15 protein-coding genes are annotated in these 13863 nt (G+C 57.8%); 11 read left to right on the top strand and 4 right to left on the bottom strand.

Features of this window, described 5'->3' with window-relative positions:
- The first annotated feature begins 219 nt into the window (after positions 1-219).
- The 6 genes from NR201_RS15120 (at position 220) to speG (ending at position 5991) form a co-directional block, all read left to right on the top strand.
- Positions 220-1788 carry an ABC transporter substrate-binding protein gene (locus tag NR201_RS15120; protein WP_256849938.1) on the top strand — a complete coding sequence of 523 codons (1569 nt, stop codon included), beginning with the start codon at positions 220-222 and terminating at the stop codon, positions 1786-1788.
- Positions 1788-2840, top strand: coding sequence for an ABC transporter permease (locus NR201_RS15115; protein ID WP_010257745.1), 1053 nt, complete (start codon positions 1788-1790; stop codon positions 2838-2840). Before NR201_RS15120 ends, NR201_RS15115 begins: the two co-directional genes overlap by 1 nt.
- The gene (locus NR201_RS15110) at positions 2837-3694 is read left to right on the top strand and encodes an ABC transporter permease (protein ID WP_010257750.1); all 858 of its coding nucleotides are present in this window, start codon (positions 2837-2839) and stop codon (positions 3692-3694) included. The genes NR201_RS15115 and NR201_RS15110 overlap by 4 nt, the downstream gene beginning before the upstream one ends.
- On the top strand, positions 3684-4514 hold the full coding sequence (locus tag NR201_RS15105; RefSeq protein WP_031594057.1) for an ABC transporter ATP-binding protein: 831 nt from the start codon (positions 3684-3686) through the stop codon (positions 4512-4514). Before NR201_RS15110 ends, NR201_RS15105 begins: the two co-directional genes overlap by 11 nt.
- Positions 4507-5184 carry an ABC transporter ATP-binding protein gene (locus tag NR201_RS15100; RefSeq protein ID WP_010257754.1) on the top strand — a complete coding sequence of 226 codons (678 nt, stop codon included), beginning with the start codon at positions 4507-4509 and terminating at the stop codon, positions 5182-5184. Before NR201_RS15105 ends, NR201_RS15100 begins: the two co-directional genes overlap by 8 nt.
- Before the next feature lie 261 nt (positions 5185-5445).
- Positions 5446-5991, top strand: a complete 546-nt coding sequence (speG, locus tag NR201_RS15095; protein ID WP_003850356.1) for a spermidine N1-acetyltransferase — start codon at positions 5446-5448, stop codon at positions 5989-5991.
- Here speG and NR201_RS15090 read toward each other — a convergent pair whose 3' ends face one another.
- From NR201_RS15090 to NR201_RS15075, 4 genes are all read right to left on the bottom strand, one after another.
- Complete coding sequence (locus tag NR201_RS15090; protein ID WP_010257757.1) at positions 5992-6411, bottom strand: hypothetical protein; 420 nt, start codon at positions 6409-6411, stop codon at positions 5992-5994.
- 85 nt (positions 6412-6496) lie between these two features.
- Positions 6497-7432 (bottom strand): homocysteine S-methyltransferase, encoded by a 936-nt coding sequence (gene mmuM / locus NR201_RS15085; protein WP_033758675.1) that lies wholly within the window; start codon positions 7430-7432, stop codon positions 6497-6499.
- On the bottom strand, positions 7422-8831 hold the full coding sequence (mmuP, locus tag NR201_RS15080; RefSeq protein WP_256849937.1) for an S-methylmethionine permease: 1410 nt from the start codon (positions 8829-8831) through the stop codon (positions 7422-7424). The genes mmuM and mmuP overlap by 11 nt, the downstream gene beginning before the upstream one ends.
- A 135-nt stretch (positions 8832-8966) precedes the next feature.
- Positions 8967-9302 carry a DUF2002 family protein gene (locus NR201_RS15075; protein WP_003850360.1) on the bottom strand — a complete coding sequence of 112 codons (336 nt, stop codon included), beginning with the start codon at positions 9300-9302 and terminating at the stop codon, positions 8967-8969.
- Positions 9303-9455: 153 nt separating this feature from the next.
- Here NR201_RS15075 and NR201_RS15070 point away from each other — a divergent pair, with 153 nt between their 5' ends.
- The 5 genes from NR201_RS15070 (at position 9456) to nrdF (ending at position 13813) form a co-directional block, all read left to right on the top strand.
- A complete protein-coding gene (locus tag NR201_RS15070; RefSeq protein WP_010257764.1) occupies positions 9456-9773 on the top strand; it encodes a DUF883 family protein in 318 nt (105 codons plus the stop codon).
- 303 nt (positions 9774-10076) lie between these two features.
- Positions 10077-10319, top strand: coding sequence for a glutaredoxin-like protein NrdH (gene nrdH / locus NR201_RS15065; protein WP_003850362.1), 243 nt, complete (start codon positions 10077-10079; stop codon positions 10317-10319).
- A gap of 4 nt (positions 10320-10323) precedes the next feature.
- Complete coding sequence (nrdI, locus tag NR201_RS15060) at positions 10324-10737, top strand: class Ib ribonucleoside-diphosphate reductase assembly flavoprotein NrdI (RefSeq protein ID WP_033769662.1); 414 nt, start codon at positions 10324-10326, stop codon at positions 10735-10737.
- A complete protein-coding gene (gene nrdE, locus NR201_RS15055) occupies positions 10707-12845 on the top strand; it encodes a class 1b ribonucleoside-diphosphate reductase subunit alpha (protein WP_072101276.1) in 2139 nt (712 codons plus the stop codon). Before nrdI ends, nrdE begins: the two co-directional genes overlap by 31 nt.
- 8 nt (positions 12846-12853) lie before the next feature.
- Positions 12854-13813 carry a class 1b ribonucleoside-diphosphate reductase subunit beta gene (nrdF, locus tag NR201_RS15050; RefSeq protein ID WP_010257777.1) on the top strand — a complete coding sequence of 320 codons (960 nt, stop codon included), beginning with the start codon at positions 12854-12856 and terminating at the stop codon, positions 13811-13813.
- The last annotated feature ends 50 nt before the right edge of the window (positions 13814-13863 follow it).

Genomic DNA, 13863 nt, shown 5'->3' with positions numbered 1-13863 from the left:
AAGAGAGGCCGGCGTCGGTAAAGCAATAACGTATTGAATAACGGTTTCGTTGAGGATTTGTTTCTGCTCAGGTTGCCGCTTCGGTAACAGCGTGGCGATCTTCTTATAACCTCCAGGTAATACTTATAACCTTTTGGCATATGATTAGCCCATATTCGACTATTCTTCGCATCGGCCCTTTCGTAAACTCGCGTAACTTTTTAGAGGCAAGGAAATTTCATGAAAACTATAATTCCATCACTGCTGGCGCTGACGCTGGCTGCCGCCTTCACAGCCCAGGCCGCAACACCAAAAGATACGCTGGTGATTGCACAATCAACTGACGACGCAGACAGCTTCGACCCGGCCAAAGGGTTTGAGCTGACCAGCGTTCAGGCCTTTACGAACATCTATCAGCGCCTGGTGCAGTCTGACCCGCAGAATCCGGTGGACCTGAAACCTACACTGGCCACCTCGTGGCAGCCCGGCAGCGACAACCGCAGCCTGACCTTTGAACTGCGTAAAGATGCGAAATTCTCTACCGGCAACCCGCTGCGTCCGGAAGATGTGATCTTCTCGCTGGGCCGCGTGGTGAAACTGAACCTCGATCCCTCTTTCATCCTGACGCAGCTCGGCTGGACCAAAGATAACGTCGATGGCTTCCTGAAGAAAGTCGACGACAATCATGTGCAGATCAGCTGGACCGCCAACGTCAGCCCGACCTACGTCCTGAGCCTGCTCTCTGCCCCGGTTTCATCGATCATTGATGAAAAAACCGCGATGGCGAATCAGAAGAGCGGCGATTTCGGTAACGCCTGGCTGGCCACCCACTCGGCGGGCAGCGGCCCGTATCAGATCCGCAAAGTGGTGATGCATCAGGTGGTGCTGCTCAGCGCTAACCCGACCTCACCAGCGGGCGCGCCAAAAATGAAGAACATTCTGATCAAGAACGTGCCTGAACCGGCTGCGCGTCGTCTGCTGCTGGAACAGGGTGATGCCGATATCGCCCGTAACCTGGGTGCCGATCAGATTGCTGCGCTGAACGGCAAACCGGGCGTGAAGACGGAAGCGATTCCCATGGCGTCGCTCTACTACATCCAGTTCAATATCGGCGCGAACGAGACGATGAAGAACCCGGCCTTCTGGGAAGCGGCACGCTACCTGTGGGATTACAAAGGCATCGCCAGTGAGCTGCTGAAAGGCCAGTTCGACGTGCATCAGAGCTTCCTGCCTAAGGGCTTCCTGGGCGCGATCAACGACACGCCATACAGCTACGATCCGGAAAAAGCCAAAGCGATTCTGAAGAAAGCGGGCCTGAACAACGTCACCTTCAAGCTCTCCACCAGCAACCAGCCGCCTTATCTGGATATCGCACAGGCGCTGCAGGGCAGCTTCGCCAAAGCGGGCGTGAAAGTGGAAGTGGTGCCGGGTCTGAGCTCCGAAGTATCGACCAACGTGAAAGCGCATAAATATGAAGCGACGCTGAACGCCTGGGGCTCCGACTACTTCGATCCCAACACCAATGCCGCCTCGTTTGCTTACAACCCGGAAGATGGCAGCAAAACCATCGCCTTCCGTTCAGACTGGCACATTCCTGAGCTGAACAAGCAGGTGATTGCGGCGACGGCCGAGAGCGATCCGAAGAAACGCGTGGCGCTGTATGAAGCGATGCAACGTGAAGTGATGAAGAACTCACCGTATGTGATTGGGATGCAGGCGAAGAACCTCATCGCCCTGCGCGACAACCTGAAAGGCTATGTGCAGGGCATTAACCCTGACATGGTGTATTACTCGCAGGTCACTAAGTAATGGCACAGTCTGTTCCTTCAGCCGGGTTCGCCCGGCTTTTTTGGCAGCGTGGCGGGCGCCTGATCGGTAGCGTACTGTCGCTGCTGGTTACGCTGCTTGGCCTGCTCGCCTTTACCTTTATGCTGTCGCATCTCTCGCCGATCGATCCGGTGCAGCAGATCGCCGGCGATCACGCCAGTGAAGCGACTTATGAGCAGGTGCGTCATGACCTGGGTCTCGACCAGCCGGTGCTGATGCAGTTCTGGCGCTACGTCGAACATCTGGCGCAGGGCGATCTGGGTGTCTCCCGTCTCACCAATCAGTCGGTGAGCGGCGACCTGATGACCACCTTCCCCGCCACCATCGAGCTGGCGACCTGTGCGATGATCTTCGCGGTGGTGTTCGGCGTGACGCTGGCGCTGCTGGCCGCCTGGAAACCGGGCAGCTGGATCGATAATCTCGCCCGCTTTGTCTCGCTGCTGGGCTACTCGGTGCCGGTGTTCTGGCTCGGCCTGCTGGGCCTGCTGCTCTTCTATGCGGTGCTGCACTGGTCCGCCGGACCGGGACGGCTGGATGATATCTGGGTTTATACTCTGGAGCCGAAGACCGGCTTTGTGCTGATCGACAGCTGGCTGTCGGGTGAACCAGAGATGTTCCGCAATGCAATTGCGCACCTCTGGCTGCCGGTGGTGATCCTCGGCCTGCTGGCGATGGCGGGCATTACCCGCCTGCTGCGTGCTGCGCTGCTGGAAGAGAGCAGCAAAGAGTATGTGGTGCTGGCGCGTGCTAAAGGCGCGGGTCGGGTGCGCATCCTGCTGCGCCATATCTTCCCCAACGTGCTGGGCACGCTGGTCACGGTAATTGCCCTCTCCTACGCTACGCTGCTGGAAGGCTCGGTGCTGACTGAAACCGTCTTCGCCTGGCCAGGTGTGGGTCGCTATATGACCAATGCGCTGTTCTCCGGCGATGTGCCGGCGATTCTGGGCTCAACCCTGTTAATCGGCAGCTGCTTTATCCTGATTAACACCCTGGCGGATGTTTTAACCTGGTTAACCGATCCGAGAACCCGATGACGCAACAACTCTCTGAACTCGAAACGCTGCGACCACGCCGTCGCCGTCAACGCGTTACCTCGTTAACCGTTGGGCTGACGCTGGTGGCGATTCTTATCCTGATGGCACTGCTGGCGCCGCTGATTGCGCCGTTCGATCCGAACGTGCAGACCATGTCGAGCCGTCTGCTGGCGCCGTCAGCACAGCACTGGTTCGGCACCGACGGCTTTGGCCGCGATCTGCTGTCGCGCGTGATTTACGGTGCGCGTCCGACCCTGCTGCTGGTGTCGCTGATTCTGGTGCTGACTATTCCGGCCGGGCTGCTGATCGGCATCACAGCCGGTTACGTGGGCGGCTGGACCGAACGCCTGCTGATGCGCATTACCGATATCTTTCTGTCACTGCCCAACCTGGTGATCGCGCTGGCGCTGGTGGCGATTCTCGGCCCTGGCCTGATGAACGGCGCACTGGCACTGGCACTGACCAGCTGGCCGCCGTTTGCCCGTCAGGCACGCGCCGAAACCCTGGCACTGCGCCGCAGCGACTACCTTGCTGCCGCGCGGATGCAGGGGATTACGGGCTTTCGCCTGATGTTCGGTCATATCCTGCCGCTCTGCATGCCGACGGCGGTAGTCCGCGCCGCACTGAGCCTGGGCGGGATTATCCTGGCCGCGGCCGGACTCGGTTTCCTCGGTATGGGCGTTCAGCCGCCGACGGCGGAATGGGGTTCGATGGTGGCCGAAGGCAGTAAAGTCATTTTTGATCAGTGGTGGGTTGCTGCTGCACCGGGCGCGGCGATTCTGTTTGCCAGCCTGGCCTTTAACCTGACAGGCGATGGCCTGCGCGACCGACTGGATACCCGTCATGCAAAATAATCTGCTCCATGCCGAGGGGCTGACCATCCGCAGCGACGATGCGCTGCTGGTCGATAACATCAGTTTTTCCGTAGGCCGCGAGCGCGTGGCGCTGGTCGGTGAGTCCGGTTCCGGCAAGTCACTGACCGCCCGCAGCCTGATGGGCTTACTCTCGCCCGCACTGCATCTGCAGGCCAGCCAGCTCCAGGTGGCCGGTGAAAATGCGCTGACGCTAAGCGAGCGTCACTGGAACCAGCTGCGCGGTAACCGCGTGGCGATGGTGATGCAGGACCCAAAGTATGCGCTTAACCCGACGCGCACCATTGGCTGGCAGGTGGAAGAGCCGCTGATCCTGCATCGCCGCCTGAGCCGTGCCGAGCGCAAAGAGAAAGTGTGTGAAATGCTGGATGCGGTCGGCCTGCCCGATCCGCGTCGTCTGATGCAGCAGTATCCGCATCAGCTCTCTGGCGGCATGGGCCAGCGCGTGATGCTGGCGATCGCCCTGATTACCGATCCGGACTTCCTGATCGCCGATGAACCGACCTCCGCGCTGGATCATGCCATGCGCGATCAGGTGCTGGCGCTGATCCGCGGTCTGGTGGAGGCGCGCAACATGGGCCTGCTGCTGATCAGCCATGATTTGCAGCAGGTTTCAGAACATTGCGAGCGGGTGATGGTGATGTATAAAGGCCGGTTGCTGGATACGCTGCCCGCCGCCGATCTGCCGCATGCTACCCATCCCTACACCCGCACGCTGTGGGCCTGCCGTCCGGGCAAAGCGACCCACGGACAGACATTACCGGTGCTAGACCGCGCTGCGCTGGAGGCGAATGATGATTAAGCTGCAGGATCTAAGCGTCGCCCACAAACAGGGTTACGAGCTGCGCACCGTGGTGCATGAGGTTAACCTGGAGGTTAACGCTGGCGAGTGTTTTGGTCTGGTGGGTCCGTCAGGCTGCGGCAAGTCGTCGCTGCTGTGGGTGCTGGCAGGTCTGAACCCACACTGGCAGGGTCAGATGCAGCTTGCCGGTCACGAGGTTCAGCCGGGTAAAGCCTTCACCGGCGCACTGCGTCAGGAAGTGCAGATGGTGTTTCAGGATCCCTATGCCTCGCTGCATCCGCGTCACCGGCTGCGTCGCACGCTGGCCGAGCCGCTGAAGCTGCTGAAACGCGACAATATCAACGATCGTATCGATCAGGGCTTCCGTCATGTCGGACTCGATCCCGCTCTGGCGGATCGCTATCCGCATCAGCTCTCCGGCGGCCAGCGTCAGCGTGTTGCCATCGTGCGCGCCCTGCTGCTGCAGCCGAAGATCCTGCTGCTGGATGAGCCGACGTCGGCGCTGGATATGTCAGTGCAGGCGGAGATCCTCAATCTGCTCAACGATCTGAAACAGCAGGATGGTCTGACCATGGTGCTGGTGAGCCACGATCCCGACGTGATCGATCACATGTGCGATCGCGCCGTGCACATGTCGCAGGGTCGCATCATCGAACAGATCTCTGCCTGAAATCAGGCCGGACGGCGTTCACCTGCCGTCCGGCGCTGCTGCATCCGCCACGCCTTTCTGTAACATCCCCTTCTTTCGCCATTAGCCTCATCCTCTCTATTGCCAGAATGGCGCGCTGTCCTCTTCCTCTGAGTCATTAGATTGCCACGCGACGCTGTAAACCTTTACAGACTGAAGCAGGCAGCGAATGCGACAGCGCAAAACGCAGCGGCTGGCTGATGCGGTATACTCGCGACCATTATTTCATGAGAGGAAAAGGCAATGACGGTAAAATTGCGTCCGCTGGAGCGGGAAGATCTGCACTTTGTCCATCAGCTGGATAACAACGCCAGCGTGATGCGTTACTGGTTTGAGGAGCCGTATGAGGCGTTTGTGGAGCTGTCCGATCTCTACAACAAGCACATTCACGATCAGACCGAACGTCGCTTTGTGGTCGAGCACAGCGGGCAGAAAGCGGGATTAGTGGAACTGGTGGAAATCAACCATGTGCACCGCCGCGCCGAGTTTCAGATCATTATCGATCCGGCCCATCAGGGCAAAGGACTGGCAACCCAGGCGGCGAAACTGGCGATGGATTACGGCTTCTCAGTACTGAATCTCTACAAGCTCTACCTGATTGTCGATCAGGAGAACGAAAAAGCGATCCACATCTACACCAAGCTCGGCTTTGAGATCGAAGGCGTGCTTAAACATGAGTTTTTCATCAACGGTGAGTACCGCAACACCATCCGCATGTGCATTTTCCAGCATCAGTATCTGGAACGCCATAAAACGCCAGGCGGAATGGTGAAGCCGACCGCGCAGTAATCAGCCGCGCGCGCCAACCGGGTTCATAAAGGGACGCGGGTGTTCAGGCTTAAGGTCGTACATGCCGCCATAGAAGGGATCGACCAGCAGCCAGCCGGGGAATCCACCCAGTGGGATATTGCCCAGCAGATACCACAGGTTAGCGCGTGCCTCGATAGGCACCGTGACCGGCACGTAGCCCGGACTTTCCAGCATCAGCAGGTAGTGCTTTTTGCCGAAGTAGCGGCCGGTAGATTTTTCCAGTTCAACGGTCTGCGGCGTGAAACCCTGCGCAACCGCATAGCCACGCTCATCCTGCACGGTAAAGCGCGCGCCCTGCGGCAAGGAGTCGATGCGCACCAGTTGGGTTTCATTGCCGACAATGGTGGCACAGCCGCTAAGCAGCAGCGCGGCGGCCAGGGCCAGAATTCGCTGTTTCATGAAGGGGTCCACAGAGTGATCAGTGATCAGAGTGTAGACCGCCCTCTCCGCCTCAATCGGGCTATCATCGCCCGATTCAGCCAGCTTATTGCGGTTGACAAGCGCGGGCGATAGCCGCGATGTCGTTGGGTGAGGTGCGACAGCAGCCGCCAATCAGCTTCGCGCCCGCCTGCTGCCACTCTGCCAGCTTGTCATGCAACGTGCAGCCTGATGGCGCTGAGTGCCAGGTTTTGCTGCCAGCATCATACTGCTCGCCGGAGTTGGGATAGACCACCAGCGGCTTGTCGGTCAGCTTCTGCAACTGCTGCAGCGCAGGCGTCACGCTCTCAAGTGCCACACAGTTGATTCCCACCGCTACCACCTGTGGCTGCTGATTCAGCCAGCTCACGACGTCTGACAGCGGCGTGCCGTCGCTGATGTGTCCGGCGTCACGCAGGGTAAACGAGAACCAGGCGCGGCCTTCAGGAAATTCAGCCAGCAGCTTCACCAGCGCCTGCGCTTCGGCAAACGAAGGCAGGGTTTCGCAGGCCAGCAGATCGGCACCCGCCGCCAGCAGCGCCTGCACGCGTGGGCGATGAAACGCCATCATCTCCGCTTCCGGCAACGCATAGTCGCCGCGATATTCCGAACCATCCGCCAGAAAAGCGCCATAGGGACCGACCGATCCCGCTACCAGCAGCGTTTTCGCGTCGGGCCGGACCGCCAGATAATCGTGACGGGCGCGCCGCGCCAGCTCGACGCTCTGCGCGATCAACGCCAGTGACTCCGCCTCATCAAGGCCACGTGTGGCAAAGCCCTGCGGCGTCGCCTGGTAGCTGGCGGTAATGGCACAGCGCGCGCCGGCGACAAAATAGTCGTAGTGCACCTGATAGATCAGTTCAGGATTTTCCATCAGCACCTTAGCTGACCATAACGCATCGGCCAGATGACAGCCGCGGGCTTCCAGCTCGGTGGCCAGGGCACCATCCAGAATCAGCAGTGGCGACTCCGTTAAAGCCTGCGCGACAGGGTTATACGACATCATTGGCCTCCTCAGGCTTTGGGGATGATTTGTGGGTCAGATGGTAAGCGGCATAGCAGAACAGCACAAACGGGATGCCACACCACAGCGCGATACGCTGAGTCGGATCAAACGCCAGACCGACACAGGCCAGCAGGCAGAGCAGGAAACCCAGCACCGGCGTCAGCGGATAGAGCGGCGCACGATAGGCCAGATCGGCCAGCGATTTGCCCTGCTGAAGATGACGACGACGGAAAACAAAATGCGAAGCGCAGATGCTGAGCCAGACCGCTACCACCGCAAAGCCGGAGATGGCCGACAGCGCCACAAACACCGTGTCTGGCGCGACCACGCTGGAGACCAGCGCCAGCAAACCACCCACCATGCTGACGGTGATCGCCAGCATCGGCACGCCGCGCTTGTTCACCCGGGCAAAGGCGCGTGGCAGCGTATTTTCATTGGCCAGCGACCAGAGCATCCGCCCGGAGGCATAGAGTCCGGAGTTGGCCGCAGACAGGATAGCGGTCAGGATCACAAAGTTAATAATGTCAGCCGCCCACGGGATGCCGATCTTTTCGAAGACCAGCACGAACGGGCTTTTCACGATACCCGCCTGATCCATAGGAATCAGCGCCGCCAGCACAAATACCGTGCCGATGAAGAAGATAATCAGCCGGGCCACGGTAGTACGGATCGCCAGCGGCAGCACTTTCTCCGGCTGCTGGGTTTCACCGGCCGCAATACCGATCAGCTCGGTGCCGGAAAAGGCGAAGTTGACTGCCACCATAGTCATCAGAATCGGCAGTGCGCCGTTGGGCAGCCAGCCGTGCGCCGTCAGATTGCTCAGGCCCGGTGCGGGCGTGCCATCCTTCATCGGGATAAACCCAAACATCGCCGCGCCCCCGAGCACGATAAAGGCGACAATCGTCACCACCTTAATCAGCGAGAACCAGAACTCCCCTTCGGCGAAGAAGCGGGTTGAGATGACGTTCAGCAGATAGATGGCGCAGCAGAAGACCAGGCACCAGATCCACACCGGGATCTGCGGGAACCAGTACTGCATACAGAAGCCCGCCGCCGTCAGGCTGGAGCCGAGCGCCACGGTCCAGGTGAGCCAGTAGAGCCAGGCCACGGTGTAGCCGGTTGCCGGGCTGAGATAGCGTGCGGCATAGACGTGGAACGCGCCGGTTTCCGGCATCGCCACCGAGAGCTCGCCCAGACAGACCATCACCAGCCAGACCACCAGCGCGCCAATCAGATAGGCGAGCAGCGTCCCCGCCGCCCCGGTGGTGGAAATGATGTAGCCGGTGTTAAAAAACAGGCCGGTGCCGATTACGCCGCCCAGCGATAACATCACCAGATGGCGCACTTTCATGGTGCGTTTAAATTGTTCCTGCGAGGGAGTTGGCTGTTCGCTCATCACTTTTATCCGTATGGACGTCTAAACATCTATAAGGGACAGTTTTATACGCGTCACAGCCGGTAATTGCAACGGCAGGGAAACAGGGAGGAGGTAAAGGCGGTTCAGTGCCCCGTCGCGGCGGGGCCTGATGCGTTAGCCGAAAACGCTTTGAATATAACGTTCCAGCGCCATGCGGGAACTAAATCCGTGCGGGATGCCGTAGTGTTCCTGTGAATCACCCGCCAGGTAGAGAGGGAATTGGGTGTAGTGATCGCAGGTCTTCATTTCTGAAGCAGGTTCAGCGAACGGCTGGCTCTTCTCTTTCAGTGTCGGGTGAATGACGAGTGCCATGCGCCCCATTCGCGCTTCGCGATTCACATAAACATAGTTCTCTCCACGGCGATAACCATAGGCCCGTGGGGTAATTTCATCGACTTCGAAACCCGCTTTTTCCAGTACGCGCGCTACCTCATCTGGTCGTAAATACATGCTCGATCCTCTCCTCTTTCAAAAGCTTCGCAACCTTACAACAGCATGACAGAGTGGGCATTCGGAATTTTCCCTAAAGAACACTCCCGCGTCTCGTTTATCTCAAGGTCGTCTACACTAGTATTACGTTTTTAAATCAAAGGGAGCTAAAAAATGTTTAATCGCACTGTAAAAAACGATGACATTGATATTAATCAGGATGTTAACGAACTGGCCGATTCACTGGAAGCGCTGCTGAAATCTTACGGCAGTGACGCCAAAGACGAAGTGGATTCTGCACGCAGTCAGGCAGAAAAACTGCTGAAACAGACCCGCTCCAGACTGAACGGCGGCAGCAACCGTGTTTCACAGGTTGCGCGTGATGCCAGTGCGCAGGTTGACACCTATGTCCATGACAAGCCATGGCACGGTGTTGGTATCGGTGCCGCTTTCGGTATCGTAGTGGGTGTGCTGCTGGCTTCACGCCGCTAAGCTCAACTCCAAAAAATCTCCTGAGCCCTGCCCTGTGCGGGGCTTTTTTATGCCCTTTTTCTGGCTGGTGACATTTACAAAAGATTTTTCCAGGCTGCAGGGCGCATCCCTGCTGGCTTTGCCGCTGTTGCGCAAATGCAAATCATAAAACCCTATATCTGGTGGGCTTGACCCGTAAAACCACTACATCTAGTATTTATCTCATCAGCACGACACCAGATGTCCGGCAGAATGAGGCCCGCAACCTGCTCCTCCAGCTCTGTTTCCTGACATCAGAACCGCACATAGAGGGAAATACGAATCATGCGCATTATTATTTACACTAAAGATAACTGTGTCCAGTGCACGGCAACCAAAAATGCGATGGACCGTCAGGGTCTCGCCTATCAGCTTATCAATCTCGACAGCCAGCCCGAGGCGATCGACAACCTGAAATCACTGGGTTACCGCCAGGTACCCGTCGTGATGGCAGATAACGATCACTGGAGCGGTTTCCGCCCGGATAAAATCGCCACTCTGCGCTCTCTTTCTGCTGTCGGGGGATAAACACATGTTCCCGCTGGTCTATTTTTCCAGCCAGTCGGAAAACACCCACCGGTTTGTGACGCGCCTCGGCCTGCCTGCCCGGCGCATCCCGCTTGATGCCCGGCAACAACTGCATATCGACCAGCCCTATATTCTGGTCGTGCCCAGCTATGGCGGTGGCAGCAGTCGCGGTGCGGTGCCCGGTCAGGTGATTCAGTTTCTTAATGATGAGGCGAACCGACGCGGTATTCGTGGCGTGATCGCAGCGGGCAACCGTAACTTCGGTACCGGTTACTGCCTGGCGGGCAGCATCATTGCAAAAAAATGTCAGGTCCCCTGCCTCTACCGCTTCGAGCTGATGGGAACGCCTGACGATATCGCGAAAGTTAAAGCGGGAGTAACCCAATTTTGGCAACAACAGACACCCTCAACGGCGTGACGCTCGATTATCACGCCCTTAATGCCATGCTCAATCTCTACGACGCCGAGGGCCGCATCCAGTTCGACAAGGATCGCGAAGCGACACGTCAGTTTTATCTGCAGCATGTGCAACCCAATACCGTCCCCTTCAATAGCTGCGCTGAGCGTTTACGCTATCTGGTAGCAGAGAGCTATTACGAAGCGGAAGTACTGAACCAGTACGATTTTTCGTTCCTGCTTGCGCTGCATGAGGTGGCGGAAAATTGGGGCTTTGAGTTCAAAACCTTTCTCGGTGCCTGGAAGTACTACACCAGCTACACCCTGAAGACCTTCGACGGCAAACGCTATCTGGAAACCTTCGAACAGCGCGCCTGCATGGTGGCGCTGACGCTGGCTCAGGGCGATGAAAAGCTTGCGCGGGCCCTGCTGGAGGAGATCCTCAGCGGCCGTTTCCAGCCCGCCACGCCAACCTTCCTGAACTGCGGCAAACAGCAACGCGGTGAGCTGGTCTCCTGCTTCCTGCTGCGCATCGAAGACAATATGGAGTCGATTGGTCGCGCCGTGAATTCGGCACTGCAGCTCTCAAAGCGCGGCGGCGGCGTCGCCTTTTTGCTGTCAAACCTGCGTGAGTCCGGTGCGCCAATCAAACGTATTGAAAATCAGTCGTCGGGCGTTATCCCGGTGATGAAAATGCTGGAGGATGCCTTCTCTTATGCGAATCAGCTCGGCGCGCGTCAGGGCGCTGGCGCGGTATGGCTCAATGCACACCATCCCGATATTTTCCGCTTCCTTGATACCAAGCGCGAAAACGCCGATGAGAAGATCCGCATCAAAACCCTGTCGCTGGGCGTGGTGATACCCGATATCACCTTCCAGCTGGCAAAAGAGAACAAACCGATGGCGCTGTTCTCGCCATACGACGTTGAACGGATCTACGGTCAGGCCTTTGGCGATATCAGCATCAGCGAGAAATATGACGAGATGCTGGCCGACGACCGCATCCGTAAAACCTATATTCAGCCACGCGACTTCTTCCAGACGCTGGCTGAGATTCAGTTTGAGTCGGGCTATCCCTACATCATGTATGAGGACAGCGTGAACCGCAGTAACCCGATTGCCGGTCGCATTAACATGAGTAACCTCTGCTCTGAGATCCTGCAGGTGAACAGTGCCAGCGAGTACAATGACGATCTCAGCTATCGCCGGATCGGCAAAGATATCTCCTGTAATCTCGGCTCACTGAACATTGCGCACGCCATGGATTCACGCGATCTGGCGCGTACCGTGGATGTGGCGATCCGCGCCCTGACCTCGGTGTCGATGATGAGCGAAATTGGCTCGGTGCCCTCGGTCGCCGAAGGCAATCGCCGTTCGCACGCCATTGGACTGGGTCAGATGAACCTGCACGGCTATCTGGCGCGGGAAGGCATCGCCTATGGTTCACCGGAAGCGCTGGATTTCACTAATCTCTACTTCTACTGCATCACCTATTATGCGCTGCGCACCTCTAATCAGCTGGCACAGGAGCGTCAGCAGACCTTCGATGGCTTTGCGGAATCGCAGTACGCCAGCGGCGCCTACTTCGATAAGTATCTGCAGCGCGAATGGCTGCCGCGCACGGAACGGGTAGCGACGCTGTTTGCCGATGCCGGACTGACGCTGCCGACACAGGCGGACTGGCAGGCGCTGCGCGACGCGGTGATGCAGCACGGGCTGTTTAATCAGAACCTGCAGGCGATCCCGCCAACCGGTTCAATCTCCTACATTAACCATGCCACCTCCAGCATCCATCCGATTGTCTCCCCTATCGAGATCCGCAAAGAGGGCAAAACCGGCCGCGTCTACTATCCCGCGCCCTTTATGACCAATGAGAATCTCCATCTCTATCAGGATGCGTATCAGATTGGGCCGGAAGCGATTATTGATACCTACGCAGAAGCGACTCAGCATGTTGATCAGGGCCTGTCGCTGACGCTGTTCTTCCGCGATGATGTCTCGACCCGTGACATCAACAAAGCGCAGATTTACGCGTGGAAAAAAGGCATCAAAACGCTCTATTACATTCGACTGCGCCAGATGGCGCTTCAGGGCACGGAGGTTCAGGGTTGCGTCTCATGCTCCCTGTGATGAAAACGATGAAACTAAAACAGATTCAGGCAATTAACTGGAACCGCATTCAGGATGACAAAGATCTTGAAGTGTGGAATCGTCTCACCAGCAACTTCTGGCTGCCCGAGAAAGTGCCGCTCTCCAACGATCTGCCCGGCTGGCAGACGCTGGATAAACAGCAGCAGCAGCTGACCATCCGGGTGTTCACCGGCCTGACGCTGCTCGACACTATCCAGAACGTGATCGGCGCGCCGGGGCTGATGGAAGATGCCATTACCCCGCACGAAGAGGCGGTGCTGTCGAATATCAGCTTTATGGAAGCGGTGCATGCCCGCTCCTACAGTTCGATCTTTTCAACCCTGTGTAACACCCAGGATGTGGATGCCGCTTATCAGTGGAGTGAAGAGAATGCGCCGCTGCAGAACAAGGCGCGCATCATTCTGGAACACTACCAGGCCGATGATCCGCTGAAGAAGAAGATCGCCAGCGTTTTCCTGGAGTCGTTTTTGTTCTATTCCGGCTTCTGGCTGCCGATGTACTGGTCGAGCCGTGGCAAGCTGACCAACACCGCTGACCTGATTCGCCTGATTATTCGCGATGAAGCGGTTCACGGTTACTACATCGGTTACAAATATCAGCAGGCGCTGGCTGCCGCTGACGATCTGCGCCGCGAAGAGCTGCAGCAGTTCGCCTATGATCTGCTGCTGGCGCTGTATGAGAACGAAGTGGCTTATACCGAGGCGCTCTATGCCGATGTCGGCTGGGTAGAGGAGGTGAAAACCTTCCTGCACTACAACGCCAACAAAGCGTTGATGAATCTGGGCTATGAGGCGCTGTTCCCGGCGGAGCTGACAGCGGTGAATCCGGCCATTCTGTCGGCTCTGTCGCCCAACGCCGACGAAAACCACGACTTCTTCTCCGGTTCAGGCTCCTCCTATGTGATGGGAAAAGCGGTCGAAACCGAAGACGAGGACTGGAATTTCTGAGGGTTACCGGGTGCTGTTTTGTCAGCATCCGGTTTTCTCTGGCAGTGCCG

Source organism: Pantoea sp. Fr-CA_6, assembly GCF_024520895.1.
Classification (GTDB): Bacteria; Pseudomonadota; Gammaproteobacteria; order Enterobacterales; family Enterobacteriaceae; genus Pantoea; species Pantoea agglomerans.
The sequence above is the reverse complement of the archived record's forward strand: the minus strand, read 5'-3'. Positions and strand labels throughout refer to the sequence as shown.